Genomic DNA, 22,652 nt, shown 5'->3' on the forward strand with positions numbered 1-22,652 from the left:
TGTTTGAACACATTGCAGTTATAGCAATTGTCTCACCATAAAAACAAACAAACCAGCAGCCCACTCTCTTGAGTAAGCAACTGGTCTAATGTCTCACTGGTTGCCTTCTCCATAGTAAACGTTTGAAAAAACGTCTCAGACGTCTGGCAATCTTCTCTATATGATGTTGACATACAGGTTTTCTACCTAAAACTTAAAAGATTACTATGACAAAAACCTGCACGCCCAAAAACAATATACTTTCACTTATCAATCAATCTTTTTAGGATTAAATGAGACATGATGTTTTCTTAGCCAGCAGACACAATAACCAATGCTGGTCGTAAAATACGCTCGGAAATGGTATAGCCTTTTTGTAAGACTTGTACAACACCATTCGCTTCTACATCACTATTAGGAATAGATGAAATAGCTTGATGCACATTGGGGTCAAATTTATCACCTACAGCAGGAGCAATTTCTTTAAGATAGTTACGTTCAAAAGCAGACGTCAATTGACGCAATGTTGTGTCCATCCCCTCTTTTAACGCATCAAATGATTGATTCTCAACAGCTAAGGCAGCTTCCAAACTATCTTTGACAGGAATTAAGCCTTCTGCAAAAGACTCAATACCAAATTTGCGTGCTTTAGTCACTTCTTCATGTGAACGACGGCGGACATTTTCCATCTCAGCATGAGCACGTAATACTTGATCTTTTAGTGATAAGACTTGTTCTTGTAACTCACCAATTAATTTTTGTTCTTCACTATCAGCACCTACACTATCGACAATTTGATCAGTAGTTTCTTCTACAGTAGGCACTTCAGCTTCTGGTTGCTTTTCTAAATCATCACTAGGTGTATTTGATTCTTGAGACATTATTTTCTCCACACAGTTATAGTCACTTTCTCTTATATGGAGACAATAATAAAAATATCAAGTAAATCCAATAAATCTTTAACAAATGGATTTTACCCAGAAAAATATCTGGGTAAAATGCACAACTTTATGTTAAAAAGTATTTTGTACTTTACGATAAGCTGCAGCAAAACTCACATTGGTTAACATCACAGACTCTGAAAATTCTCTAGCTTCCTCGGGCACAGTTACTAGCTCATCCAAATCAGTCGCTTTGCTTACAACGGTTGCAGAAGGTAAATAGAAAGAATCAGGAATCTCATGCCCATCAACAACACAGTTATGACGAATAACCGCTTTACTTCCCACCTTGGTATTGAATAAAACAGTATTAAATCCAATAAATACATTATTCCCCACTTCACAAGGGCCATGCACAATAGAACGATGTGCAATAGACGTGTTTTCACCAATAATCACTGCTGCACCATCTTTAGAATGAATCACCACACCATCTTGAATATTTGAATTAGCACCGATCACAATCGGATCCATATCTCCATTCTCATCAACTTCATCAGCACGAATAACAGCATATGGGCCAATAAATACATTGGCACCCACTTTAACTAAACCACACAATACCGCTGTAGGATCCACAAAAGCCGTTTCATGAACTTCTGGGTAATCACCTCGAGGATTTTTTCTTAACATACTCTAATTCCTTACAAATTAAGACCAAGAACCCAGCCTTTCACGCACTATATTCGCTAGCGCCTTTATCCATTCTGGGTCATCATTTAAACAGGGGATATAACGAAATTGCTCTCCACCTTTTTGTTTGAAAGCATCTGCACATCCCAATTGAATTTCTTCTAGGGTTTCAAGACAATCAGCGACAAATCCGGGACATATCACATCAATATGTTTTATCCCCTGAGATGGATAAGCCTCAAGTACTGCTTGTGTCGCTGGCTCAATCCATTTTGCCTTACCAAATTGACTTTGAAAACTAATATCTATGGGCACATTATAAACGGATAATGCGTCTCTTAACAAAGCAGCTGTTTGTTGGCAATCTTGTTGATAAGGATCCCCCAAGTCCACAGCTCGTTGTGGCAAACCATGAAAACTCAATAATAACCGTTGTGGTGTACCGTTTTTATCCCAGTACCGAGCAATCTTAGTAGATAGACTTTGAATATAATCAGGATGAGCGCAAAACCGTTTAATAAATCGATAGTCAGGCTGTTCACGCCACGTCTTAGAAAGCTCAGCCACTCGGTCAAATAACGTCGCTGTCGTACTTGCCGCATACTGAGGGTACATCGGAACAATAAGAATACGCTCACAGGCTTGTTTTTTTAATCGTTCTATTGCACTTCCCAAGTCCGGATTCCCATAACGCATAGCCATATCTACCACAACATTTTCAGTTGCAAGCTCTTGCTGCAATGCCTTAGCTTGTGCTTGAGTATAAACAAATAATGGCGATCCATCTTTCAGCCAAATGCTACGGTATTTATGTACCAATTTTGGGGCTCTAAACGGAAGAATCAATCCTCGTAAAATTGGTTGCCACAACCATTTAGGCAACTCGACTACCCGAGGATCAGATAAGAAAAGCTTTAGATATTGACGAATATCTTTAACTTGAAAGCTTTCTGGTGTGCCTAAATTAACCAACAAGACACCTATAGGCGTTGTATTCATAACTATTCTATTGACTCAATGCATTTGATAATAAGCGGGCGGTAATATCTACAATAGGAATTACCCTATCATAAGACATACGACTAGGACCAATCACGCCTAACGAACCCACAATTTTACCATCAACTGCATAAGGTGCTGTCACAACTGCCAACTCTTCCAAAGGAACTAAGTGTGACTCACCACCAATATAAATCTGCACGCCTTGCGAATGAGAAGATAAATCTAATAATTGCATCAACTCTGTTTTTTCTTCAAAAAGCGAAAATGTCTGTTTTAGACGATTCATATCTGACGCAATATCAGAAATATTTAATAAATGTCGCTCCCCTGACACCAACATATTATCTGTGCGATACTCATCGGCATATTCAATGGTTGCCTGCATCAAATTGGAAATATCTTCCTGTAAAAGCTTAAGCTGAGCTGCTAATTCTTGTTTGACCACCTGAAATGACTTTCCTGAAAAATGCTGATTAAAAAAATTGGACGCATTCATCAACTCAGCTTCCGAATAGTTTTTATTTACACTCAAAATCCTATTTTGTACCTCACCCTCTGGCGTGACGATGATTAACAACACTCTTTTTTCGGATAAACGAATAAATTCAATATGCCTGAAAATTTGCGAACGTTGTGGCGTTACCACTATTCCAGCAAACTGAGTCAAATTGGACATTAGGGTAGCCGCTGTATTTAATGCCTGGCTCGGTGAATTATCCGTAAAAGCATGGCTTAATTCGTCTGAGTATTCTGTACTAAATGATTTAACCGCTAATAACCTATCCACAAATATACGATAACCTTTGGGTGTAGGCACTCGACCTGCTGAAGTATGGGGACTATGCACTAACCCCTGCGCCTCTAGCTCTGCCATCACATTGCGAATAGTTGCAGGTGAAAGCTTAAATAAGCCGGCTAGCGCTTTTGAGCCGACTGGTTGACCGTCCTCAATATAGCGTTCAATTAAAGCAGTTAATAAATGATTTGATCGTTCGTCCATGGCTATCCGAATAAATATGATTTTTTTATCGTAGAGTTTATGAAATTTCTAAAACATCAGTACAATAACAACATAAAGAACTTTCATTCTACTTATTTTATATGGTTTACCTATGCATTTTTCAATAGTTGCTCTTATTGGACGTTATAAAGATTCTGGTATGGATGCCCCTTTACGCGAATTAGCGCAAGTTTTGGAGCAAGCAAATATTCGCGTGATTATTGAAAAAGATACCGCCCTCAACACAGGAGTAAAAGAATACCAAACAGGTTCGTTGGATCAGATAGGTCAATTAGCTGATTTGGTCATTGTGATGGGTGGTGACGGGACTATGCTTGGTGCAGCGAGAGATTTATGTAAATATGCTGTTCCTTTATTAGGCATCAACCATGGACGTTTGGGATTTATCACAGATATCCCTGTTAATGACTCCATCAATGCCGTTAAATCCGTATTAGATGGCAAATTCACTATTGAAAAACGGACTCTACTCGAAGGCTCGATTATCCGTGATAAAAAAGTCTTAACAACTGATTTAGCCCTTAACGATATTGTATTAAGTCGTTCTGGACGAGGTGGAATGATTGAAATTTCAGTGGACTACGATAATACACATATGTATAGCCAACGTGCCGATGGCTTAATTGTTTCGACCCCTACAGGTTCAACCGCCTATGCTCTTTCCGCTAATGGTCCTATTATTCACCCTATGGTTGAAGCCTTTTTATTAGTCCCTGTTGCCCCTCAAACCCTATCGCATAGACCAATTGCTGTCCCTTCATCTGGTATGCTAACCCTTACCTTATCAGATATTAGTCGCTCTGGTGGTTCTGCAAGCGTACACTTTGATATGCAAACATGGTCTGACTTAAAAGCAGGCGATAAAATCATGATCAAAAAAGCCTCTCATAAAGTGCAATTTTTACATCCTTTTGGTTATAGTTATTTTTCGACTTTGCGCAAAAAGCTTCACTGGAATATCATGCCAGAAGTTTCTGATAAACCTTAAGTGTATTGTTTTTATCTACTAGACGACTATGTTACTTTCACTACATATCCGTGATTTTGTTATTGTTGAAAAACTTGATATTTCTTTTTCAAAAGGGTTTACTGTTTTTTCTGGTGAGACTGGTGCAGGAAAATCGATTCTCATTGATGCCCTATCCCTGACATTAGGACAACGAGGTGATGCTCATATGGTCAGAGAAGGCGCTCAAAAAGCAGATATTAGTGCCATTTTTGAAACCTCTGAAAAAGTGACACAATGGCTTAACAATCAAGATATTGATACTGATGAATTAGTCCTTAGACGTACTTTGGATAATCAAGGTAAAAGCAAAGCTTTTATCAATGGTACGCCTGCCACTTTGACACAATTAAAAGAACTCTCTGAAATGCTAATTGATATTCATGGACAACATGCACATCAATTATTATTAAAGCCAAATGCACAACGCACTATGCTTGATGCACAGGGAGGCCATACAGCACTTGTTAAACAAGTTCAACAAGCGTGGCAGTTATGGCAAAAAGCACAAGAGACTATGGATAATGCCATTACCAATTTAGAGCAACAAGAACATATTCGTGAACGCTTAGAGTGGCAATTAAGTGAACTCAAACAATTGAATCCCGGTAAAGAAGAATGGGCTCAAATCGACAGTGACTATAATCGCTTAGCTCATGCCTCAGCACTGATGGAAGGCGTTGCACAAACACTTAATGCATTAGATAATGACCAACAATCCATTTGCAGTGAACTCTCTCATGCTTGTGCCCGTATTTCACAACTGGCGAATAAAGACTCTCAATTAGCGAGTATCTATGAAACATTAGAATCTGCACGCATCACATGTGTGGAAGCAGCCTCTGATTTAAATGCTTATCTCAATCGTTTGGATTTAGACCCATCACGTCTAGAGCAAACAGAACAACGTATGCGCTCTATGTTTGATTTGGCTAAAAAGTTCAAAATTGAACCAGAAAATCTATATATACATAAACTATACTTACAAGAAGAGCTTGATAAAATTAATCAAACGGTCGATATAGACGCATTAAAAAAACAAGTAAAAATAGAGCAACAAAACTATTTTACTGTCGCCAAGCAACTCACACAGGCTCGACAACAAGCTGCAAATAGCTTAGCCAAAAATGTTACACAAGCAATGCAGACACTTGCCATGCAAGGCGGTAAATTTGAGATCGAACTACAAGATATCAAGCCTAGTGCCTACGGTTTAGAAAACATTCAATTTAACGTCGCAGGTCATGCAGGCACAACGCCTAGAGCATTGAATAAAGTTGCTTCAGGTGGTGAATTGGCTCGTATCTCACTCGCCTTATCTGTGATGTCTAATCAGGCTCATCAGGTTCCTACATTAATTTTTGATGAGGTCGATACTGGTATTGGCGGAGCCGTTGCTGAAGTCGTGGGACAGTTATTGCGTCAATTAGGCAAAACCCATCAAGTACTTTGTGTTACTCACTTACCGCAAGTGGCCGCTTGTGGACATCAACATTTCCAAGTAAGTAAACAGCAAAAAGAGGGGCACACCGTTTCTCAGATTAAGCCATTAACAATAGAAGGACGTACTCAAGAAATTGCACGTATGTTGGGTGGCGTGAATATTACTGAGACAAGTCTTGACCACGCCAGAGAAATGCTTTCGCATGCTACTGAGTAGTTTTTAATGACTCAGTAGCTTATGAGGTTATTTTCTAATTTTTTTTGAACAATCAGAACAAATACCATAAAGAACCAAGGCATGACTTGCTAATGTAAACCCTTTTTGCTTAGCAATCTCATGTTGTCTTTCTTCGATATCGGGATCAGTAAACTCCTCTACCTTACCACAAGCATTGCAGACCAGATGGTCATGATGATCACCCTCGTCTAGTTCAAAAATCGCTTTACCATTATCAAACTGACTGCGCGTTAAAATACCTGCTTGTTCAAATTGAGTGAGTACACGGTACACAGTTGCTAGACCAATCTCAACCTTCTCATTCAAAAGCAAACGATAAACATCTTCTGCACTTAAATGGCGTTCAGTCGTATTACGAAAAATATCTAAAATTTTTAAACGCGGATACGTGGCTTTTAAACCCATACTCTGCAATTCACTTTGATCGCTCATAGATTGCCTTTTCACAAAAATTTACTGATTAAACTCATAACAATAATTATTTTATCTAAAAGACTCTATAATTACTGTTGAACTTATATAATAACTTTTTTTTAAGATTTTATCTCAACAATTCAAGCTTATGAATAACCTACTTTCTGCATTGCTTTTACGCAAAGGCTTAGTTGCCACGTTATTAGCTGTTTCAGCACTTACCGCATGTTCATCTGGTAAATGGGGATTTCCTTATCGTGCTCCTGTTCAGCAAGGTAACTGGATTACCGAAGATCAGATTGCACTTCTGCAAGTAGGTATGACACCTGAACAAGTTCGCTATGCACTTGGTACACCTACCTTAACAGATATCTTCCATGCTGATCGTTGGGATTATCCATTTTATTTCAAACCTGGCTATGGTGACCCTGTATTGACTAAGTTCTCTGTCTGGTTCAATCAAAAAGGACTACTAGCGCGTTGGGAAGGCGATGAACATCCAAACTTCCAACCATCAGATTATGAGACTCAACAGCTTTGGAGACCTAATACCCAAGCGACAGAAACAAAAACGACTCCCGTTGACTCTACTACTATCAATGCAGAAGAAACTGTTAAAACAGCTCCATTGCAATAATTTAATTTTTAAACCCATCCAAAATGCAGGAGAAATACCTGCATTTTTTATCATTAAGGACGTATTATGCGTATCGCGATTTCTGGTGCTAATGGCCGTATGGGTCGTATGCTTATTGAAGCTGTCTTAAATCATCCTGAATTAACGTTAAGTGTTGCGCTTGATCATTCTGAAAGTAATCACTTAGGACAAGATGCAGGGGCTTTTTTAGGCAAAACAACAGGCGTCTTAATCACTGCTGATCTTTCTGCTTTAGCGAATGCTGATTGCTTAATTGATTTCACTCGTCCAGAAGGTACGCTCACTTATCTTAAAGCTTGCCGTGATTACAAAACCAAAATGGTTATTGGAACAACAGGTTTTGATGAGCAAGGCAAACAAGCCATTGAAGATGCCTCCAAAGACATTGCTATTGTTTTTGCACCCAATATGAGTATTGGTGTTAATGCGACGTTAAAACTATTAGCGTTAGCCGCACAATTATTAAATAGTGGTTATGATGCAGAAATCTTCGAAGTTCATCATAAGCATAAAATTGATGCACCTTCAGGGACTGCTCTCATCATGGGCGAGGTCATTGCCAATGAATGGGGTAAAAATCTCAATGATATCGCAGACTGGGCAAGACATGGTCACACAGGCGCTCGTCAGGACGGTCATATTGGTTTCTCTGTCGCTCGTGGTGGTGATATTATTGGAGAACATACAGTAATGTTCTGCGGTACTGGTGAACGCATTGAAATTGCACACAAATCCTCTAGCCGAGCAACCTATGCTCAAGGTAGTTGCAAAGCCTCTATATTTTTAAGAGATAAAGCAACTGGTTTATACAGTATGAGTGATGTAATTTCATCACCATAATCACACTATTTGCTATCACATCCATAGCGGTTTATCTACCACTTTATCAATAATAAACTGTAGACATTTACACGCTATGGATTTTCTCCTATCAAACTCTATTTTCTAGCCTTATCATTCAAAGTGAAAAGTAGCTTTTTCCTGTGCATCAATTTGTTTAATTAAATTTGTTTCCCATGCAAGGTATTGCTGAGCAGCCTTTTTATTACCTTGATGTCTATCATGTACAAAAAACAGAAAATCTATACAATCCTTATCCTGCAATACAGTACTATCTGTTGAAATAGGCAAATCTGTATGATGAAAAAAATTTGCTGTAATCGTACTGATATAAATCTGTTTAAAACCAAGCTGTTCAAAATCTTGAGCTAAACATAGATTTTTCACTTTACTATCACCAATGATTAATATCTTAGTGTGTTTATTTTGAGGCGCCAATTGTGTTATAAGAGGTCTTATAATCCACTGAGAATTTTGCAGATGTACCTTGCGATACTCGTTACTGGCACGAGCATCAAAAATAATCAAATCAGCATTATCTTCAATTAACTGAATCAGCTGCTCTTCGTCATAGACTTGTGTGTGATTTAACTGATAAGTAACCTCACGTTTGATCGTAGATAAACGCTTTAAATCGCCATCATCAGGTAATAAATAAACATCCCACCCTAACTGTTTAAGCCATGTCGCCGTCACAATAGCACGAATATTATCTGTATCAATCAATACTATTCTAGCGTTCCTCACCCCTATAAATTCATCAGTCGCTTGAACTAATTGCCCTCCTGGCGTATGACGAATAAGACTAGGCCAGTGACTATTATGATACTCTTTCGCTGTACGAATATCACATAGATAAACAGTCACCTCATCCTCATCTAACCACCTATGTACTTCATCAACGGTGACTTTTGCCAAAGCAAATCTTTCACTTAATTTAGCGGCTTTAAGTTGCAGCTCAACAACCCGTTTTGAACTAATTATGTCAGGATAAACTCTATCTGCATGATGCTCTAGCGTAAAATCTGCCAAATACCATCCTTGAGTACCATTTTCTAATGCAAAGATAGGATTGGGCAAACCCAAATTAATCAAACTCTGTGCACCAATAATACTACGCGTTCTACCAGCACAATTAATAATAATCGTTGTTTGTGGATCTGGTGCTAATTCAGTAGCACGTAAAGCTAGCTCACCATTAGGACAACAAATAGAGCCTGGTATATTCATTTTCTGATATTCAGATAATGGACGACCATCTAGCACAATATAGTTAGCACTAGCTTGATGTTGTAAGTCATATAGTTCTTTAGCACTGATACATGGCGTATGATAAAAATGTTCGGCTAATTCACCAAATGTTTTACTCGGAACATTAACACCCGCAAACGTATTAAATCCAGCAGCTTCCCATGACTCAACCCCCCCTATCAGAATATATACATTCTGATAACCAAGTTGATTTAATCTCTCCATGCAAGTTCGAACTATTGATTCCTCGGCATGGTTACCATATAAGACTATACGTGTTGTAACTCTTGGGACTAAATAAACAACTCTATCTTCTAATACACTGAAAGGAGCGGACACCGCATAGAACAGATGATTTTCCCCATACTGTCCATGTTCACGAATATCCAATAAAGCTATTTCATGGTGATCAGAAAGCCAGTCTTTTAACTGTTGTGGAAGAATGTACATGGTATATAACTTTCCCTAGCTGAAATGCTTACGAAACACGTGTTTTAACACCGATATCCATAACTTTACAGGTATTATTTTCCATATCAAATGCCAAACGCTCGGTTAATGTTTCTAATGCCCGACCATAAAGATGTAAATGACGAATACTACTGTCTTCAATACGCACTGCATGTATATCATCAGGCATTAACGCAATACCTGCACCAGGACTAATAGACAACTTTGCTTTTTCTACTAATGTGGCATGACCTGACGTTTTACCATCATCAGTACGATCATACAAGTAATTTTGCTCTGTTCCCTCAACCGCCGCAATACATGCCCATGTAGTGTGGTTATGTGGAACAATTTTTTTACCTGGTTTCATCACATTCAAATACAATGCGTATGAGTTATCCTCATCAGCGTGAATTAAAAAACGATTTTGAAGTTCATCACCTGTTGGCTCAGGGTATTCTTCAGCAGACCACCATTCCTTATGAGCAGCAAGTTTTATTAAAGCATCACAAACATTTTGTAGTTTGTCTCGACTTGGATTAGTCTCCATTTGTTGCTTACTGATTTTAATTAATTCTGCAACGGCTAATTGTTTATCCATCATAATCGTCTCCTAGGTAAAACAATGGTCAACCATCCTAAAATAATGGTCAATTTTTAGTCTATGTTAAATTTAAACATAGTATCTCATCACTGTAACAGATTGAGATTACCTCGTTGTTTTACTTATTTGAAGTATGACTTTAATACGATGAAATAAATCACTACCATCTCATTGATAGCGAACATAACTAAGCCTATGGTTATCTATTTCACAAAAATAGGCTCTGGTTCAATTAATACACCATAACGTTCTTGTACATCATGCTGAATCGCTTTTGCCAAGGTCAGTATATCCTCTGCCATTGCTCCTCCACGGTTCACCAAGACCAATGCTTGTCTATCATGAACGCCAGCCGCTCCTAAAGCACGCCCTTTCCAACCACATTGATCAATTAACCAACCCGCTGCTAATTTATACTCTCCATTTTCCTGTGGGTATGCCACAAGAGCAGGAAATTGCTGTAGCAATGTCTGATAGTTGGCTGATGATACGATGGGGTTTTTGAAAAAACTCCCTGCATTACCCCATACCTTAGGATCAGGTAATTTTTGCTGACGAATTTGCACTACGGCATTAAAAATATCCATCGCACTACTATGCTCAGATAAACCACCAAAATTTTTCAAGTCGGCATAGTTTAATGAGGGCTTCCAATTTTTGGGAAATGCAAAACGTACGCGAAGAATTAAATAGTCTTTTGCCTCATGTTTAAAAACACTATCCCTATAAGCAAAGTGACACTCTGCTAAGGAAAACTCTTTCTGTTCTCCAGTATAGACATTTATTGCCGTTAGACTATGAAAATAATTCTTCATTTCCTTACCATAGGCACCTATATTCTGCACAGGACTTGCACCCACTGTGCCTGGAATATAAGCAAGGTTTTCTAAACCATTCCACCCCTGCTCAAGGCAATAACGAACAAATTCATGCCAAACCTCTCCCGCCGCCGCTTCAACAAGAAAAAAAGACTCCTCTTCTTGTAATAAACGAATACCTTTTAATTGATTATGAATAATCAACGCCTCAATATGTGAGCTTAAAACAACATTACTTCCACCCCCCAAAATAAAATAATGCGGGTATTGCTGAACCAATGAAAGTAACTCTGGCAATTGTTGTTCATTAGCTAATGCAAAGAAATGGCTAGCATCAGCCTTTAAACCGAAGGTATTGAGATGAGTTAGAGAAAACATGTAAGAAAAATTGAACCAAATTAAATAATCAAACAACACATTATAATCGCAAAGACGATGTAAAACACTTGACAGCCTCAGCACATATAGATAAAATTATTTTCTTTCGATGCATTAGCAAGTGAAAATGCGGGAATAGCTCAGTTGGTAGAGCGCAACCTTGCCAAGGTTGAGGTCGCGAGTTCGAGACTCGTTTCCCGCTCCAAAATTTTCTAAGTCTATCCATTTAGAAATCATCGCTAGCACATTGAATTTATGCGGGAATAGCTCAGTTGGTAGAGCGCAACCTTGCCAAGGTTGAGGTCGCGAGTTCGAGACTCGTTTCCCGCTCCAATTACTCTAGTTGTCATATTAGTGACAATTTCTCTATGCGGGAATAGCTCAGTTGGTAGAGCGCAACCTTGCCAAGGTTGAGGTCGCGAGTTCGAGACTCGTTTCCCGCTCCACTCCCCCATACACGTCAGTTTTGTTCTCTCCCTTAACTCCCTACTCTCATTTTTCCTCACACACCTATAACATAAAGCCATCCAACCAAAGCCATTAACGTGACAAATAGTACAGGGACTGTCAATATAAAGCCGACCTTGAAGTAATAAACCCAACTAATATGTATATTTTTCCGATTTAAAATATGTAGCCATAGCAACGTAGCCAAAGAACCTATCGGTGTTAATTTAGGTCCCAAATCACTGCCAATAACATTGGCAAAAATCATTCCCTCTTTCACTAGGTTCGTTGTATTTACATCTTGGATCGCAATATTTTGAATTAAGACCGTAGGTAAATTATTCATCACCGATGATAAGAGTGCCGATATAAAGCCTGTACCTATTGTTGCCACTCCAGCGCCGTACCCTGACAATATCGTTAATCCTTGTGTTAAGTAGTCTGTCAAACCTGCATTCCGTAAACCATATACCACCAAATACATGCCGAGTGAGAAAATCACAATATGCCAAGGAGCTCCTTTCAATACCTTGTTCACATTAATTTTCTTTGTATAAAAGGCAACTAATAACAATAAAATAGCCCCTATCCCTGCCGTAAGACTAACAGGCACTCCCAAAGGATCCAATATAAAAAAATAAGTACTCCCCAACCTACAGCAAACGTTAAGCTATCTTTAATCGCTTCCTTTGGATACATTAAATGAGAGTCATCATAGCCGTGAGGGATATTCTTTCGATAAAAAAAGTACAGCACAAGTAAAGACGCCACAACGGATACCATATTGACAGGTATCATAACCTTGGCATAGTGATTAAAAGACACATTGAAAAAATCTGCTGCCACAATATTCACTAAATTTGACACTAATAAAGGCAAACTTGCCGTATCAGCAATAAATCCTGCTGCCATAATAAATGCTATCGTGGTGTGCAAACGAAATTGCAACACAGATAAAATAGCTAACACAATAGGCGTTAAGATTAATGCCGCTCCATCATTTGCAAAAAATGCAGAGACAAGCGCCCCCAATAACACGATTAAGACAAAAAGCCTAGTTCCCCTACCACGTGCTAATCGCGTTATATACAACGCTATATAGTTAAAGAACCCCGCCTCATCCAACAACAAACTAATGATAATAATCGCAATGAATGCAAGCGTCGCATTCCAGATAATTCCCCAAACCACAGGAATATCTTGCCAATGAATGACACCTACCATTAAAGCCAGAATAGCTCCTATACTAGCTGTCCACCCAATACCTAAGCCCTTAGGCTGCCAAATAACAAAAAATAACGTTATTAAAAAAATAGTACTCGCTAGTATCACAACTATATCCAATTATTCATTACTACTACACCTTACTTTTAGCTAATCAATTCTATATTGGAAAATCGATGACTATAGTAAAGTTTCCTATGACTACCCTACCTGAGCCTACTGTTAGTCCTTTTTCTTCTATCACGCCGAATCATGCGCTAACACATAATAAACAGGTACCTATTTCACACATCAGGAATTTTACAGCTTTTTAAGATTGGCGACTGGCTTAATAGACAATAATGATGAGAGGATTATTTCTCCTCCAATTTTTACCTTTATATGTCAAATAAAAAACGAGAATACATATTCTGTATTCTCGCTCTCTTCTTAAGCAAAATCCGTAGAATTTATTTTACGATTTCCACAGGACCATGATCATCGCAATGATTACCATGTTGGTGATGTAATCGACCATCAACAATATAATCAATATGATCACCATGCGGAATGGCCTCATGTCCACAACCTTCCCCATGCACATGACCTTTGCAAGTGTCTACTGGATGACAACCATCAGGATTTTTATTACTTACTTCAATAGTGTGTTCATCGTAATGGCCATTATGCTCATGATGCAAATGACCGTCATGTAAATAATCTACATGATCTCCATGCTGAATGGCTGTATGACCACAATTTTTACCATGGATATGCTCATGATTTGCATGTGTTTTACATTCACTCATTTCAAACTCCTTTATTATTAAAAACATCTATTGCAAACAGTGTAATTCTTTCATAGCAAAAAATCAATAAGTTATTGATTTTAAAATATTTTTATTATGTTATAACATTGCATATTAAGATTTATAGATAATAAAAAGCTTTATAAAAAAAACTTTTGGATGAGCATTTTTTAATCGGTACTATATTTACACTCTTATATTTTTCTTATGGCACAGATAAATATAAACAATAAGCCTTTTCTCATAAGATAGGCTAAAATTAAACTATAGTTAGTCTGAATTTTAAGGAGTTATCACATGGCAAAACCACAAAGTGCTATTGTTCCTGATCATCTTAAATCAGGTATTTTTATCGAAGCAAATTTGAATGGTAATAACTTAGATGCTATTAGACAAGCCTGCAAAGATAGTTTGCAAATACTCAACTCTTTGCAACAACAATTTCCTAATGATAATTTAGGTCTTGCTATTGGCTTTGGTAGCGATTTATGGCACAAATTAGGACACTCGTCAGAGGGTAAAGAATTAAAACCTTTTACTTCCCTTGGCAATGGTTTAGCTCCTGCGACTCAATGTGATTTATTCATCCATATTCAGTCTTTACAACAGGCAGTCGCCTTTGCACTAGCTGTTCAAGTCTTAGCCACTTTTGGCGAACTTATTTCTATCCAAAGTGAAACACACGGCTTTCGTTTGCTTGAAAATCGTGGGTTTGACGGTTTTGTTGATGGTACTGAAAACCCTCAAGGTGATGAAGAGGTCACCCATGTTGGTATCATTGGTGATGATAAACCTGATGCTGGCGGATCATATGTCCTTCTTCAAAAATATCAACATGATTTAAAAAAATGGGATGCTATTGGCACCGCTAAACAAGAAGCGTCTATTGGTCGTTCTAAAAAAGATGATCTTGAGTTTGATGAAGATGTTCGTTTACCTGACTCACATGTAGGAAGAGTTAATCTTCAAGAGAATGGTGAAGATTTAAAAATTGTACGTCGTAGCTTGCCTTATGGCTCAATCTCTGGCGAGCATGGTCTGATATTCTGTGCTTATTGTGCCACACTGCATAATATTGAAACGCAATTGAAAAGTATGTTTGGTGAAACTGACGGTAAAACTGATTTATTACTAACCCATCTATCCAAAGCGGTTAGAGGTGCTTATTATTTTGTTCCTAGCGAGGAACGACTTAAATCACTTTAACAAGCTAATGATTAAACCAACTCAAAGGCATGAGAGGAATCTATATTAGTGTATTTTCTCTCATGCTCTAATAACCATTGTTTACGATTTAATCCCCCACTATACCCAGTGAGCGAACCATTTTTACCTATCACTCGATGACAAGGAATAATAATCGCAATTCGATTTTGACCATTAGCATTAGCCACTGCACGTAATGCGGATGGCTTACCTACTTTTTCAGCTAACGCCTGATAATAACTCGTCTGACCAAAAGGTAGTTGTCTTAACGCCTCCCAAACTTGCTGTTGAAAGACAGTTCCCGGATATACCAGTGGTACCGTAAACTCCTGAAGAGTTCCTGCAAAATAAGCATCCACTTCTTGTTCTACTTGAGTAGTCCATGGATTACTTTCTTGCACAATCGATGCTTGATAAATTTTCATTAAATCACGTTGTTCTTCTTCTAATCGACGTGTCCCCAGAAATTCTAATAAACACACCCCATTTTCTGTTGCCAACGTTATCATGTCACCTATTGGTGTGGAAAATTGTTGTTTATATAAAATATTACTCATCATATTTCCTTATCGTATTTAATAATAAGCTGACAAACAATTTAATTATTATTGACGATATAAATCATTAAAACAACGGCATCTCGTCACTAATTATTAAAAAAACTAGTCTTTACTACGCAATCACAAGATAATAAGCTACTAAACTAGCTACAATTAACCAAATAAACACAATAACACCAAGCAGTAATGCTTTAGGACCCGCTTTTTTAAAGGCTGAAAAATGTGTTGTTAAGCCTAAACCTGCCATCGCCATAGTCAACAAAATATTATCCACTTGCGTAATCAGCTGTGTGGCTTGACCGGGGATATTAATGATGGAATTGATTGCTATCATCACCAAAAATAACACCGCAAACCAAGGAATAGTCACTTTATTTTTTGCTGATATTTCTGTCTGATCTCGATTGATAAAATACAACAAAATAAACAGAAATGGAGCCAGCATAATAACGCGTAGCATCTTAGTGACAACCGCTAAATCCATTGTCCCATCACTGATTTGCTTACCTACTGCCACCACTTGAGCTACTTCGTGTACGGAAGAACCTACCACAATCCCAAAATTTACCGCATCTTTTGGATCAAATAATAGTGTATATAGCCAGGGATAAAGAAAAATGGCCAAGGTTCCAAATAACACCACCACTGCAATTGCTTGTGTTGTTTCTGTTGTTTTGGCTTTAATTAAAGAGGCAGTTGCCATCACAGCAGCGGCACCACAAATACTACATCCAGCACCAGTTAAAATAACGGTATTTTTTTCCATATTGAGATATTTATAGCCTATCCAGTATGTGAGTAAAAACGTACTACTGACCATAAATAAATCAATAAAAATAGTGCCTAAACCTAAACCTGCCACTTGTGCAAACGTTAACCTAAAACCATAAAGAATAATGCCTAAACGCAATAATTGCCCCTTGGCAAAAGCGACTCCTTTATCTGTTCTTGGCGCTAGTTTAGGATAAATCGTATTCCCCACTAACATCCCAATTAATATCGCAAATGTTAATGGACTAAATCCCAATTGGGATCCTATTTGATAGTGTGTTAATAAAGTAGCTATTAGATATATGCAAATAATCAGCACAAGCCCTGGCACATAATTTTTCATCATCATACTCTGTATTAATTTAGATGAGTATTTTGACACGTTACAACTCATTCCGTTGGCTTTACTACTTATTTTGTGAATTTTAGTCTTCTTTATACCACTCAGTTGTCTCCGTATCTATGTCAAAAACTTGCCCTAAATAAGGAGTTAACGGAGAAATACCATATTCTTTAACCAAAGGAATGCTCATAAGAACAGGCTCATTCCAAGTATGCTCTGATAATGGATATGCTCCCCAATGAATAGGCACAAAACGTTTAGGATTTAAAATTTTTGCGGCTTGTGCTGTTTCGCTTGGAAACATATGATTATCTTCCCAACGTTCGTTATATTGACCATTTTCAATGAACGCAATATCAAAGTCTACAAACTGCTGTTTAATATCTTGAAAATGCTTTCCATAAGCAGTATCACCACTAAAATATACACGTGCCTGTGCCGACTCAATAACAAATCCCGCCCAAAGCGTTTTATTTTTATCAAATACACTGCGTTGTGCATTATGCCTTGCTGGGACTGCCGTATAAGTAATACCATTTATCTCTACTGATTGCCACCAATCTAGCTCACTAATTCTATGAGCATCTACGCCAAATTTCTTTAAAAAATATCCTGCACCAAGAGTAGTAATAAAATGCACATGCGCTTGTTTGGCTAGTTTTTTAATGCTTTTAGCTTCCATATGATCATAATGCACATGGGAAATAAGGACGATATCTATTTTAGGTATTTCTTCTAATTGTACCGGTGCTTGTTGAAAACGATTCATCATAATCGGCAAAGGTGAAACAGAAGATTCAAATACCGGATCAGTCAATATACATTGCTGTTGCAGATTCATTAAAAGCGTTGAATGCCCTAACCATATATATTTCGCTTTATCATTTGCTGATAAAAAAGAAGCCCATTCAATTGAATGGACTTCTAGACTTTTTGATGGGTGCAATAAGGATTGTTTAAAAATCATTCCCCATGCTAATTTGAATGAGGCTTCCGCCTTGCGCTGAGGTTCTAAATTATAAAATCTTCTTTTCCGCTGACAATAGTGATTGCTTTCAGGGTATAGAGGATAATTTCCAGGATATAAATAATAACTTAACAGCACTGATAAACTTAATAGAAGAATATACATAAACATGGTTTCTCCCTTTATCTCTTATCACACTCATACAAAACAATTTTGATGAATTGCTTTAAGTATAAAAAATCATTTTGACGTTTTTATGTAAAGGAAGATAATCTATAAAAATCTGTTGTATTTTCAACGTTTTTACACTGACTCATCCATTAATATCATCTAAAAGGCTATTAAATTTATCCTTTTATTCCCTAAAGTTCTCTTAACCAGTGAGGATTGGCAGAAATAACGTTTTTATAACATGGACAATTCTCATCATGAGCACCGGGTAAATATGAGGTACTCATTAAAAATTCATTAACAATTTCCCCTCCAACGAATTTAAAGTGCTGCTTAAATACCTTTACCCATTCCTTTAAACTTAAAGGGTGATGATAGTCTAACCAAGCTTTAAAAGAACCATATTCTGCCTGAATCTCTAAAATTCTATTAGCGTTATAAATCGCTGCATTAACTTTTAGACGATTACGGATAATCCCTTTATCATTTAATAAACGTTCAATATCATGGTCTGTAAATTTAGCCACTTTGGCAATATCAAACTGAGCATAAGCCTCTCTAAATGCTTGTTGTTTTTTTAATATTAATGTCCAACTTAAGCCTGCCTGATTTATTTCCAACACCAAACGTTCAAATAACTCATCATCATTCTCTATCGGAAAACCATATGCATAGTCATGATAAGCCTTATTAGGATCATCTGTTGCCATAGAAAGTTGCTTAACAAAATCGCAATAACTCATTTTCTTACTTTATAACCGTTAACTAATAATAACCATTAAAGAATATTTACTCTGATTAAAATATTTGGGCACATTTTGATTAAAATATTTGGGCACATTTAGTTCGTAGTTAGTTGTTTAACTCAACCTTTTGATATACAAAATATCAAGATAATTATTTTATATTTATAATGAGTATAGTAACTATCTAAACTAACGAGATTGCAAAAAACTAAAAATCAGGAGATATGATGAATAACGCCTCAATTGACCATTTTAACGCCTCTGCTCGTGAATGGGATAAACGCCATACCTCTAATCAACTCGCTCCCCTTCCTCAAAAACTCCTCAGTAAAGTTAAATTTGACAAACATATGCATGTCTTAGACTTTGGAGCAGGTACTGGTTTACTAGCCACAGCAGTAGCACCCTTGGTAGAAAAAGTGACCGCTTTAGACACATCGACTGAAATGCTAAAAGTTCTCTCCGAAAAAGGCTTCGCCAATATAGAAACGGTAGAAAAAGATATTTTTGAGGGACTACCTGAAAAATATGATGTGATTGTCAGCTCTATGGCTATGCACCATGTCAAAGATACCCAAGGTCTATTTCATGCGTTTGCTAACAGCCTAAATCCTGATGGAGAATTGGCATTAATAGATTTATTTGAAGAGGATGGAACCTTTCATGGTAATAACATCGCTAAAGGTGTTCAACATTTTGGTTTTGATCCTGATAAACTCAGTGAATATGCCGAAAAAGCAGGATTTACACATATCCAAATATCAGAGATTCATCGCTTAGTTCGTGATAATGGACGAATTTATCCACAATTTTTGATGCAAGCAGTGAAAAAGGTCTAAGAAAACTATATAAAACAAATATCCTGTGAAATCAATACTGAACTGTCCCCTTGAACTAACACTGCTAATTTAGCCAATGTTATACAGGATGTTCACCCTGCACCATACAATCAGCAAAGAATAAAAAATATCGCTCTTTCTTTATTCTCTGCTACCGTTGTGCGTAAAAATGAAGAATTTTTGCCTTGTCCTCCAAGCCCAAACCACGCTTTACAGAAAACTTAATGGCAGGAAAAAGGATTTAGCAATTGGAGTGTAAAATCTTTAAAGGTCGCTGCCATTATCTTAAAAATAAAAAACTAATTATCTTGAATTTTAATAAAAAAACCTTATAAAACAATAACTAATAAAAAATCAGAATAACAAAAAAACTGAAAAATAATAAAAACTATCTTGAAAATAACTTAAAAAATTATTGAAACTTGTACTGCTCACCCTAAATAAACTTATACATAACGGAGGATTTTGGGAGACAATTTTACTTGTTTAAAATTCTCCTAATTGACAGGATTAGTCCACTCGTTTAATCAGTGGTTTAACGAAGCAAAAGCAAAGGTAGGAACAGACAAGGCTAAAAACACTAAGGGTGCCAGAGCCACTCACAAAAGCAGCTTGGATACAAAAGATTGTCTACTACAGAACATTATTTACGTAATCGTCTTGGCGATAAGGTTGTACCAACAAAATAGCTTTTGCGGAAAAGATGTATTTTGAGGAAAATAAAAAAGCTCCTGAATCATTTCAAGAGCCTTATAAATAAGTGGAGGCGCGGAGCGGAGTCGAACCGCTCTAGACGGATTTGCAATCCGCTGCATAACCGCTTTGCTACCGCGCCATGCTAAACTATCGAAATAGTTAGAAGAGATTCGTTAAAATGTTATCTATGAGCCAAAAGTTAACACTCATGTCATTTAACTGGTTAAGCGTAAAATTATAACAGCTTATTTTTCTTTTGGCTATACATATTCACTTTTTAATAGTTATCTTGTTGCAATAGTCTAATTTATCAACTCAAATTACGCTCAACTAAAAGTATAAACCCTTATGGATGATTAAATTATTATTCATTTTTACGGTTTTTACTTCTTGCAAAATATAAAAATAATCCCATATTAAGATTATCATTGTTACCCTCACGTTTATAAGGATTACTTATGGATAATGAAGTCATTAACCGTCCAAATAATTCCTCTGCCAATAGCGAGAATATACAACTAAAAAACTCCGCGCTTTACGCAAAGCTTGTTTATGGTATCTATATTATCTCTATGTTTACAGGGTTACCGATGTTTGTCGGCGTCATTATTGCTTATATACGCCGTGGTGATGCGCTAGGAACTATTTACGAGAGTCACTTTAGCTCACAAATCAAGATTTTCTGGTATTCCATGATTGCCTTAGCGGTTGCTTTCCTAACCTATATTATTTTAATTGGTTGGTTAGTCTTGCTACTCTGGTATATCTGGTTTATTTATAAAGTTATTATTGGCTTAATGCGTTGTTTAGATGAAAAACCCTTGTACTAACTAATCAATGACTGCCCTATAAAGTCACCCATTTTCACTATGGTTATCTATTAGAAAGTTAACATTGATTGTTTTCAAACTAAACGACTGTCACCAATAAACTACCCCTGATAAGTTACATGTGCTTATTGGGGGTTAATTCTCTTATCAATAGTTATCCGAAAAATCTGGGGATAAGGTTGTGATTATGTTTTTAAGAAAATTCTAACATCTCTTTTGCTCTTGATAAATCAATAACTTAGTCCACTAAGATTGCTAACTCCTTTGCTCTGCTAAATAAATAAGCATCAGCCTTTAAGCTCTCATTTTCCCCTTCTATTGAATCATAAATTACTTTTTATCTTGATCAGTACCAAGAAATATTGAGTTATCCCCATCTTCTGTGGATAACTTTGTGGGTAGTAAGTGAAGATATTGGGATTAAAAAGAAATTTCCATATATTTCAATCAGCTAAAAAAATTAGCTAACGACTTGCTCGGTTATGCTCAAAAAATAATCATGTTTATTTTATGGCTGTACTATGCACAAATAAAATGACTATAGGAATAATTAAAATTTTTATGAGTCATCATGTATCATTACATTTAACAATATAACTTAACTATTCATAGCTATGTCTCCCCTCTCACTTATTACCCTATTAATTGGAAGCAGATAATAATGGATGATCTCGTTGTAGAAGCAATGCAAAAATGGCCTGATGTACCCGCTGTTTATGGTTGGTTATCACTCAATCAGTCTGGAGAATGGCGTATACATCAAGGGGGTAATTATGCAAAAAATCCATTAGGAGAAAAGATTACTAACCCTCAAATACTGGCTTTTATTGCTCGAAATTATAGCCATACTGAACAAGGCGAATATTTTTTTCAAAATGGTCCTCAGCGTGTATTCATTGATTTAAGTGAGGCTCCTTTTGTTATAGAACTAAATGATAAACAACAATTTTATACTTTAAATACCTCAGAGACTATTGAACGTATAGATGCATGGTTAATGGATGATAACGGTTTTATTTATATTCTTTCTAATATAGGATTTTGCTTAGTCGCTAGCAAAGACTTAGCTACTATTTTTAATAACGCCAACATTTCTTGTCAGCATTCTTTAGAAAGCAGTTCAGCTAATAACTTAGATGCTTTTTTTGAGTCTTCACCTTTAATAAGTAGTTCATTGTTAAACAATCACAATACTATCGATAGTATCCACCAACAAGCCACCTACCAATTAATTTTTGCTAATTATGCTAGTGCACCATTAATACTCATCCATCAAAAAGACAAAGAGACTATTGGGCATTTTATTGCACATCCTAGCCCTTAACATCACCCTATTTTCGTAAGCGTCCGGTGAACTCCGATTGACTTCCGTTTTTAAACGTTCAATG

The 22,652-nt window shown here is 36.9% G+C and carries 21 protein-coding genes, 4 tRNA genes and 1 pseudogene; 11 read left to right on the plus strand and 15 right to left on the minus strand.

The features are described from left to right. Positions 1 to 290: 290 nt before the first annotated feature. The 4 genes from grpE to hrcA form a co-directional block, all read right to left on the minus strand. Positions 291 to 860 (minus strand): nucleotide exchange factor GrpE, encoded by a 570-nt coding sequence (gene grpE, locus BQ4443_RS04670; RefSeq protein ID WP_071058205.1) that lies wholly within the window; start codon positions 858 to 860, stop codon positions 291 to 293. Between the two features lie 132 nt (positions 861 to 992). Beyond that, entirely contained in the window at positions 993 to 1,553 is a 561-nt protein-coding gene (locus tag BQ4443_RS04675; protein ID WP_023951095.1) for an LbetaH domain-containing protein, read from the minus strand. 18 nt (positions 1,554 to 1,571) lie between these two features. Next, positions 1,572 to 2,552 (minus strand): ferrochelatase, encoded by a 981-nt coding sequence (gene hemH, locus BQ4443_RS04680; protein WP_071058206.1) that lies wholly within the window; start codon positions 2,550 to 2,552, stop codon positions 1,572 to 1,574. A gap of 7 nt (positions 2,553 to 2,559) precedes the next feature. Next, entirely contained in the window at positions 2,560 to 3,555 is a 996-nt protein-coding gene (gene hrcA, locus BQ4443_RS04685) for a heat-inducible transcriptional repressor HrcA (protein WP_023951098.1), read from the minus strand. A gap of 112 nt (positions 3,556 to 3,667) precedes the next feature. On the opposite strand from hrcA, the gene BQ4443_RS04690 reads away from it, so the two are divergent. Next, the gene (locus tag BQ4443_RS04690; protein WP_023951100.1) at positions 3,668 to 4,564 is read left to right on the plus strand and encodes an NAD kinase; all 897 of its coding nucleotides are present in this window, start codon (positions 3,668 to 3,670) and stop codon (positions 4,562 to 4,564) included. A 28-nt stretch (positions 4,565 to 4,592) separates the two neighbouring features. Beyond that, a complete protein-coding gene (recN, locus tag BQ4443_RS04695; RefSeq protein WP_023951102.1) occupies positions 4,593 to 6,242 on the plus strand; it encodes a DNA repair protein RecN in 1,650 nt (549 codons plus the stop codon). Positions 6,243 to 6,269: 27 nt separating this feature from the next. Here the strand turns inward: recN and fur are convergent, their stop codons facing one another. Further along, entirely contained in the window at positions 6,270 to 6,695 is a 426-nt protein-coding gene (gene fur / locus BQ4443_RS04700; protein ID WP_071058207.1) for a ferric iron uptake transcriptional regulator, read from the minus strand. Between the two features lie 130 nt (positions 6,696 to 6,825). Between fur and BQ4443_RS04705 the strand changes: the two genes are divergently transcribed. Then, a complete protein-coding gene (locus BQ4443_RS04705; protein ID WP_023951106.1) occupies positions 6,826 to 7,314 on the plus strand; it encodes an outer membrane protein assembly factor BamE in 489 nt (162 codons plus the stop codon). A 66-nt stretch (positions 7,315 to 7,380) separates the two neighbouring features. Continuing rightward, complete coding sequence (gene dapB, locus BQ4443_RS04710; protein ID WP_071058208.1) at positions 7,381 to 8,175, plus strand: 4-hydroxy-tetrahydrodipicolinate reductase; 795 nt, start codon at positions 7,381 to 7,383, stop codon at positions 8,173 to 8,175. 114 nt (positions 8,176 to 8,289) lie between these two features. On the opposite strand, the gene BQ4443_RS04715 is transcribed toward dapB, so the two are convergent. The 3 genes from BQ4443_RS04715 to murB form a co-directional block, all read right to left on the minus strand. Beyond that, positions 8,290 to 9,876: a rhodanese-like domain-containing protein gene (locus BQ4443_RS04715; protein WP_071058209.1), complete on the minus strand. Its 1,587-nt coding sequence runs from the start codon at positions 9,874 to 9,876 to the stop codon at positions 8,290 to 8,292. Positions 9,877 to 9,904: 28 nt separating this feature from the next. Beyond that, complete coding sequence (locus tag BQ4443_RS04720; RefSeq protein ID WP_245587029.1) at positions 9,905 to 10,426, minus strand: cysteine dioxygenase family protein; 522 nt, start codon at positions 10,424 to 10,426, stop codon at positions 9,905 to 9,907. A gap of 257 nt (positions 10,427 to 10,683) precedes the next feature. Further along, a complete protein-coding gene (gene murB / locus BQ4443_RS04725; RefSeq protein ID WP_071058313.1) occupies positions 10,684 to 11,676 on the minus strand; it encodes a UDP-N-acetylmuramate dehydrogenase in 993 nt (330 codons plus the stop codon). 129 nt (positions 11,677 to 11,805) lie between these two features. Between murB and BQ4443_RS04730 the strand changes: the two genes are divergently transcribed. The 3 genes from BQ4443_RS04730 to BQ4443_RS04740 all read left to right on the plus strand — a co-directional run bounded on the left by BQ4443_RS04730 (position 11,806) and on the right by BQ4443_RS04740 (position 12,122). Then, positions 11,806 to 11,881 (plus strand) — tRNA-Gly (locus BQ4443_RS04730). 52 nt (positions 11,882 to 11,933) lie between these two features. Continuing rightward, positions 11,934 to 12,009: transfer RNA gene (locus tag BQ4443_RS04735), tRNA-Gly, on the plus strand. A 37-nt stretch (positions 12,010 to 12,046) separates the two neighbouring features. Continuing rightward, positions 12,047 to 12,122, plus strand: a tRNA-Gly gene (locus BQ4443_RS04740). A gap of 56 nt (positions 12,123 to 12,178) precedes the next feature. Here the strand turns inward: BQ4443_RS04740 and BQ4443_RS04745 are convergent. Then, positions 12,179 to 13,455: pseudogene (locus tag BQ4443_RS04745) on the minus strand (arsenic transporter). Between the two features lie 341 nt (positions 13,456 to 13,796). Continuing rightward, positions 13,797 to 14,135 carry a hypothetical protein gene (locus BQ4443_RS04750; RefSeq protein ID WP_023951916.1) on the minus strand — a complete coding sequence of 113 codons (339 nt, stop codon included), beginning with the start codon at positions 14,133 to 14,135 and terminating at the stop codon, positions 13,797 to 13,799. 297 nt (positions 14,136 to 14,432) lie between these two features. Here BQ4443_RS04750 and BQ4443_RS04755 point away from each other — a divergent pair, with 297 nt between their 5' ends. Then, positions 14,433 to 15,341, plus strand: coding sequence for a Dyp-type peroxidase (locus BQ4443_RS04755; RefSeq protein WP_071058210.1), 909 nt, complete (start codon positions 14,433 to 14,435; stop codon positions 15,339 to 15,341). Positions 15,342 to 15,352: 11 nt separating this feature from the next. Here BQ4443_RS04755 and BQ4443_RS04760 read toward each other — a convergent pair whose 3' ends face one another. The 4 genes from BQ4443_RS04760 to BQ4443_RS04775 form a co-directional block, all read right to left on the minus strand. Then, positions 15,353 to 15,901 carry a methylated-DNA--[protein]-cysteine S-methyltransferase gene (locus BQ4443_RS04760; RefSeq protein WP_052019378.1) on the minus strand — a complete coding sequence of 183 codons (549 nt, stop codon included), beginning with the start codon at positions 15,899 to 15,901 and terminating at the stop codon, positions 15,353 to 15,355. Between the two features lie 112 nt (positions 15,902 to 16,013). Then, complete coding sequence (locus BQ4443_RS04765; RefSeq protein ID WP_218118022.1) at positions 16,014 to 17,066, minus strand: YeiH family protein; 1,053 nt, start codon at positions 17,064 to 17,066, stop codon at positions 16,014 to 16,016. A 31-nt stretch (positions 17,067 to 17,097) separates the two neighbouring features. After that, the gene (locus tag BQ4443_RS04770; RefSeq protein WP_071058212.1) at positions 17,098 to 18,153 is read right to left on the minus strand and encodes an MBL fold metallo-hydrolase; all 1,056 of its coding nucleotides are present in this window, start codon (positions 18,151 to 18,153) and stop codon (positions 17,098 to 17,100) included. 191 nt (positions 18,154 to 18,344) lie between these two features. Beyond that, positions 18,345 to 18,863 (minus strand): DNA-3-methyladenine glycosylase I, encoded by a 519-nt coding sequence (locus BQ4443_RS04775; protein ID WP_245587028.1) that lies wholly within the window; start codon positions 18,861 to 18,863, stop codon positions 18,345 to 18,347. Between the two features lie 260 nt (positions 18,864 to 19,123). On the opposite strand from BQ4443_RS04775, the gene BQ4443_RS04780 reads away from it, so the two are divergent. After that, positions 19,124 to 19,738, plus strand: coding sequence for a class I SAM-dependent DNA methyltransferase (locus tag BQ4443_RS04780; protein WP_081710687.1), 615 nt, complete (start codon positions 19,124 to 19,126; stop codon positions 19,736 to 19,738). 761 nt (positions 19,739 to 20,499) lie between these two features. Here the strand turns inward: BQ4443_RS04780 and BQ4443_RS04790 are convergent. After that, a tRNA-Cys gene (locus tag BQ4443_RS04790) sits at positions 20,500 to 20,573 on the minus strand. A 319-nt stretch (positions 20,574 to 20,892) separates the two neighbouring features. On the opposite strand from BQ4443_RS04790, the gene BQ4443_RS04795 reads away from it, so the two are divergent. Continuing rightward, positions 20,893 to 21,264: a DUF4870 family protein gene (locus BQ4443_RS04795; RefSeq protein WP_023951926.1), complete on the plus strand. Its 372-nt coding sequence runs from the start codon at positions 20,893 to 20,895 to the stop codon at positions 21,262 to 21,264. A gap of 661 nt (positions 21,265 to 21,925) precedes the next feature. Next, on the plus strand, positions 21,926 to 22,588 hold the full coding sequence (locus tag BQ4443_RS04800) for a DUF2946 family protein (protein WP_023951928.1): 663 nt from the start codon (positions 21,926 to 21,928) through the stop codon (positions 22,586 to 22,588). Positions 22,589 to 22,652 lie beyond the last annotated feature (64 nt).

It is taken from the genome of Pelistega sp. MC2 (genome assembly GCF_900099475.1).
In the GTDB taxonomy this organism is placed as follows: Bacteria; Pseudomonadota; Gammaproteobacteria; order Burkholderiales; family Burkholderiaceae_B; genus Taylorella; species Taylorella indica.

Excerpts from the sequence above, each read along its gene's own strand:
- BQ4443_RS04690 (WP_023951100.1), top strand. The coding sequence starts at position 3,668 with ATGCATTTTTCAATAGTTGCTCTTATTGGACGTTATAAAGATTCTGGT.
- murB (WP_071058313.1), bottom strand. The coding sequence starts at position 11,676 with ATGTTTTCTCTAACTCATCTCAATACCTTCGGTTTAAAGGCTGATGCT.
- BQ4443_RS04765 (WP_218118022.1), bottom strand. The coding sequence starts at position 17,066 with ATGAGTTGTAACGTGTCAAAATACTCATCTAAATTAATACAGAGTATG.
- recN (WP_023951102.1), top strand. The coding sequence starts at position 4,593 with ATGTTACTTTCACTACATATCCGTGATTTTGTTATTGTTGAAAAACTT.
- BQ4443_RS04705 (WP_023951106.1), top strand. The coding sequence starts at position 6,826 with ATGAATAACCTACTTTCTGCATTGCTTTTACGCAAAGGCTTAGTTGCC.
- hrcA (WP_023951098.1), bottom strand. The coding sequence starts at position 3,555 with ATGGACGAACGATCAAATCATTTATTAACTGCTTTAATTGAACGCTAT.
- BQ4443_RS04795 (WP_023951926.1), top strand. The coding sequence starts at position 20,893 with ATGGATAATGAAGTCATTAACCGTCCAAATAATTCCTCTGCCAATAGC.
- fur (WP_071058207.1), bottom strand. The coding sequence starts at position 6,695 with ATGAGCGATCAAAGTGAATTGCAGAGTATGGGTTTAAAAGCCACGTAT.
- BQ4443_RS04775 (WP_245587028.1), bottom strand. The coding sequence starts at position 18,863 with ATGGCAACAGATGATCCTAATAAGGCTTATCATGACTATGCATATGGT.
- BQ4443_RS04800 (WP_023951928.1), top strand. The coding sequence starts at position 21,926 with ATGGATGATCTCGTTGTAGAAGCAATGCAAAAATGGCCTGATGTACCC.
- BQ4443_RS04715 (WP_071058209.1), bottom strand. The coding sequence starts at position 9,876 with ATGTACATTCTTCCACAACAGTTAAAAGACTGGCTTTCTGATCACCAT.
- BQ4443_RS04780 (WP_081710687.1), top strand. The coding sequence starts at position 19,124 with ATGATGAATAACGCCTCAATTGACCATTTTAACGCCTCTGCTCGTGAA.
- BQ4443_RS04675 (WP_023951095.1), bottom strand. The coding sequence starts at position 1,553 with ATGTTAAGAAAAAATCCTCGAGGTGATTACCCAGAAGTTCATGAAACG.
- BQ4443_RS04750 (WP_023951916.1), bottom strand. The coding sequence starts at position 14,135 with ATGAGTGAATGTAAAACACATGCAAATCATGAGCATATCCATGGTAAA.
- BQ4443_RS04760 (WP_052019378.1), bottom strand. The coding sequence starts at position 15,901 with ATGATGAGTAATATTTTATATAAACAACAATTTTCCACACCAATAGGT.
- BQ4443_RS04755 (WP_071058210.1), top strand. The coding sequence starts at position 14,433 with ATGGCAAAACCACAAAGTGCTATTGTTCCTGATCATCTTAAATCAGGT.
- grpE (WP_071058205.1), bottom strand. The coding sequence starts at position 860 with ATGTCTCAAGAATCAAATACACCTAGTGATGATTTAGAAAAGCAACCA.
- BQ4443_RS04770 (WP_071058212.1), bottom strand. The coding sequence starts at position 18,153 with ATGTTTATGTATATTCTTCTATTAAGTTTATCAGTGCTGTTAAGTTAT.
- hemH (WP_071058206.1), bottom strand. The coding sequence starts at position 2,552 with ATGAATACAACGCCTATAGGTGTCTTGTTGGTTAATTTAGGCACACCA.
- BQ4443_RS04720 (WP_245587029.1), bottom strand. The coding sequence starts at position 10,426 with ATGGAGACTAATCCAAGTCGAGACAAACTACAAAATGTTTGTGATGCT.
- dapB (WP_071058208.1), top strand. The coding sequence starts at position 7,381 with ATGCGTATCGCGATTTCTGGTGCTAATGGCCGTATGGGTCGTATGCTT.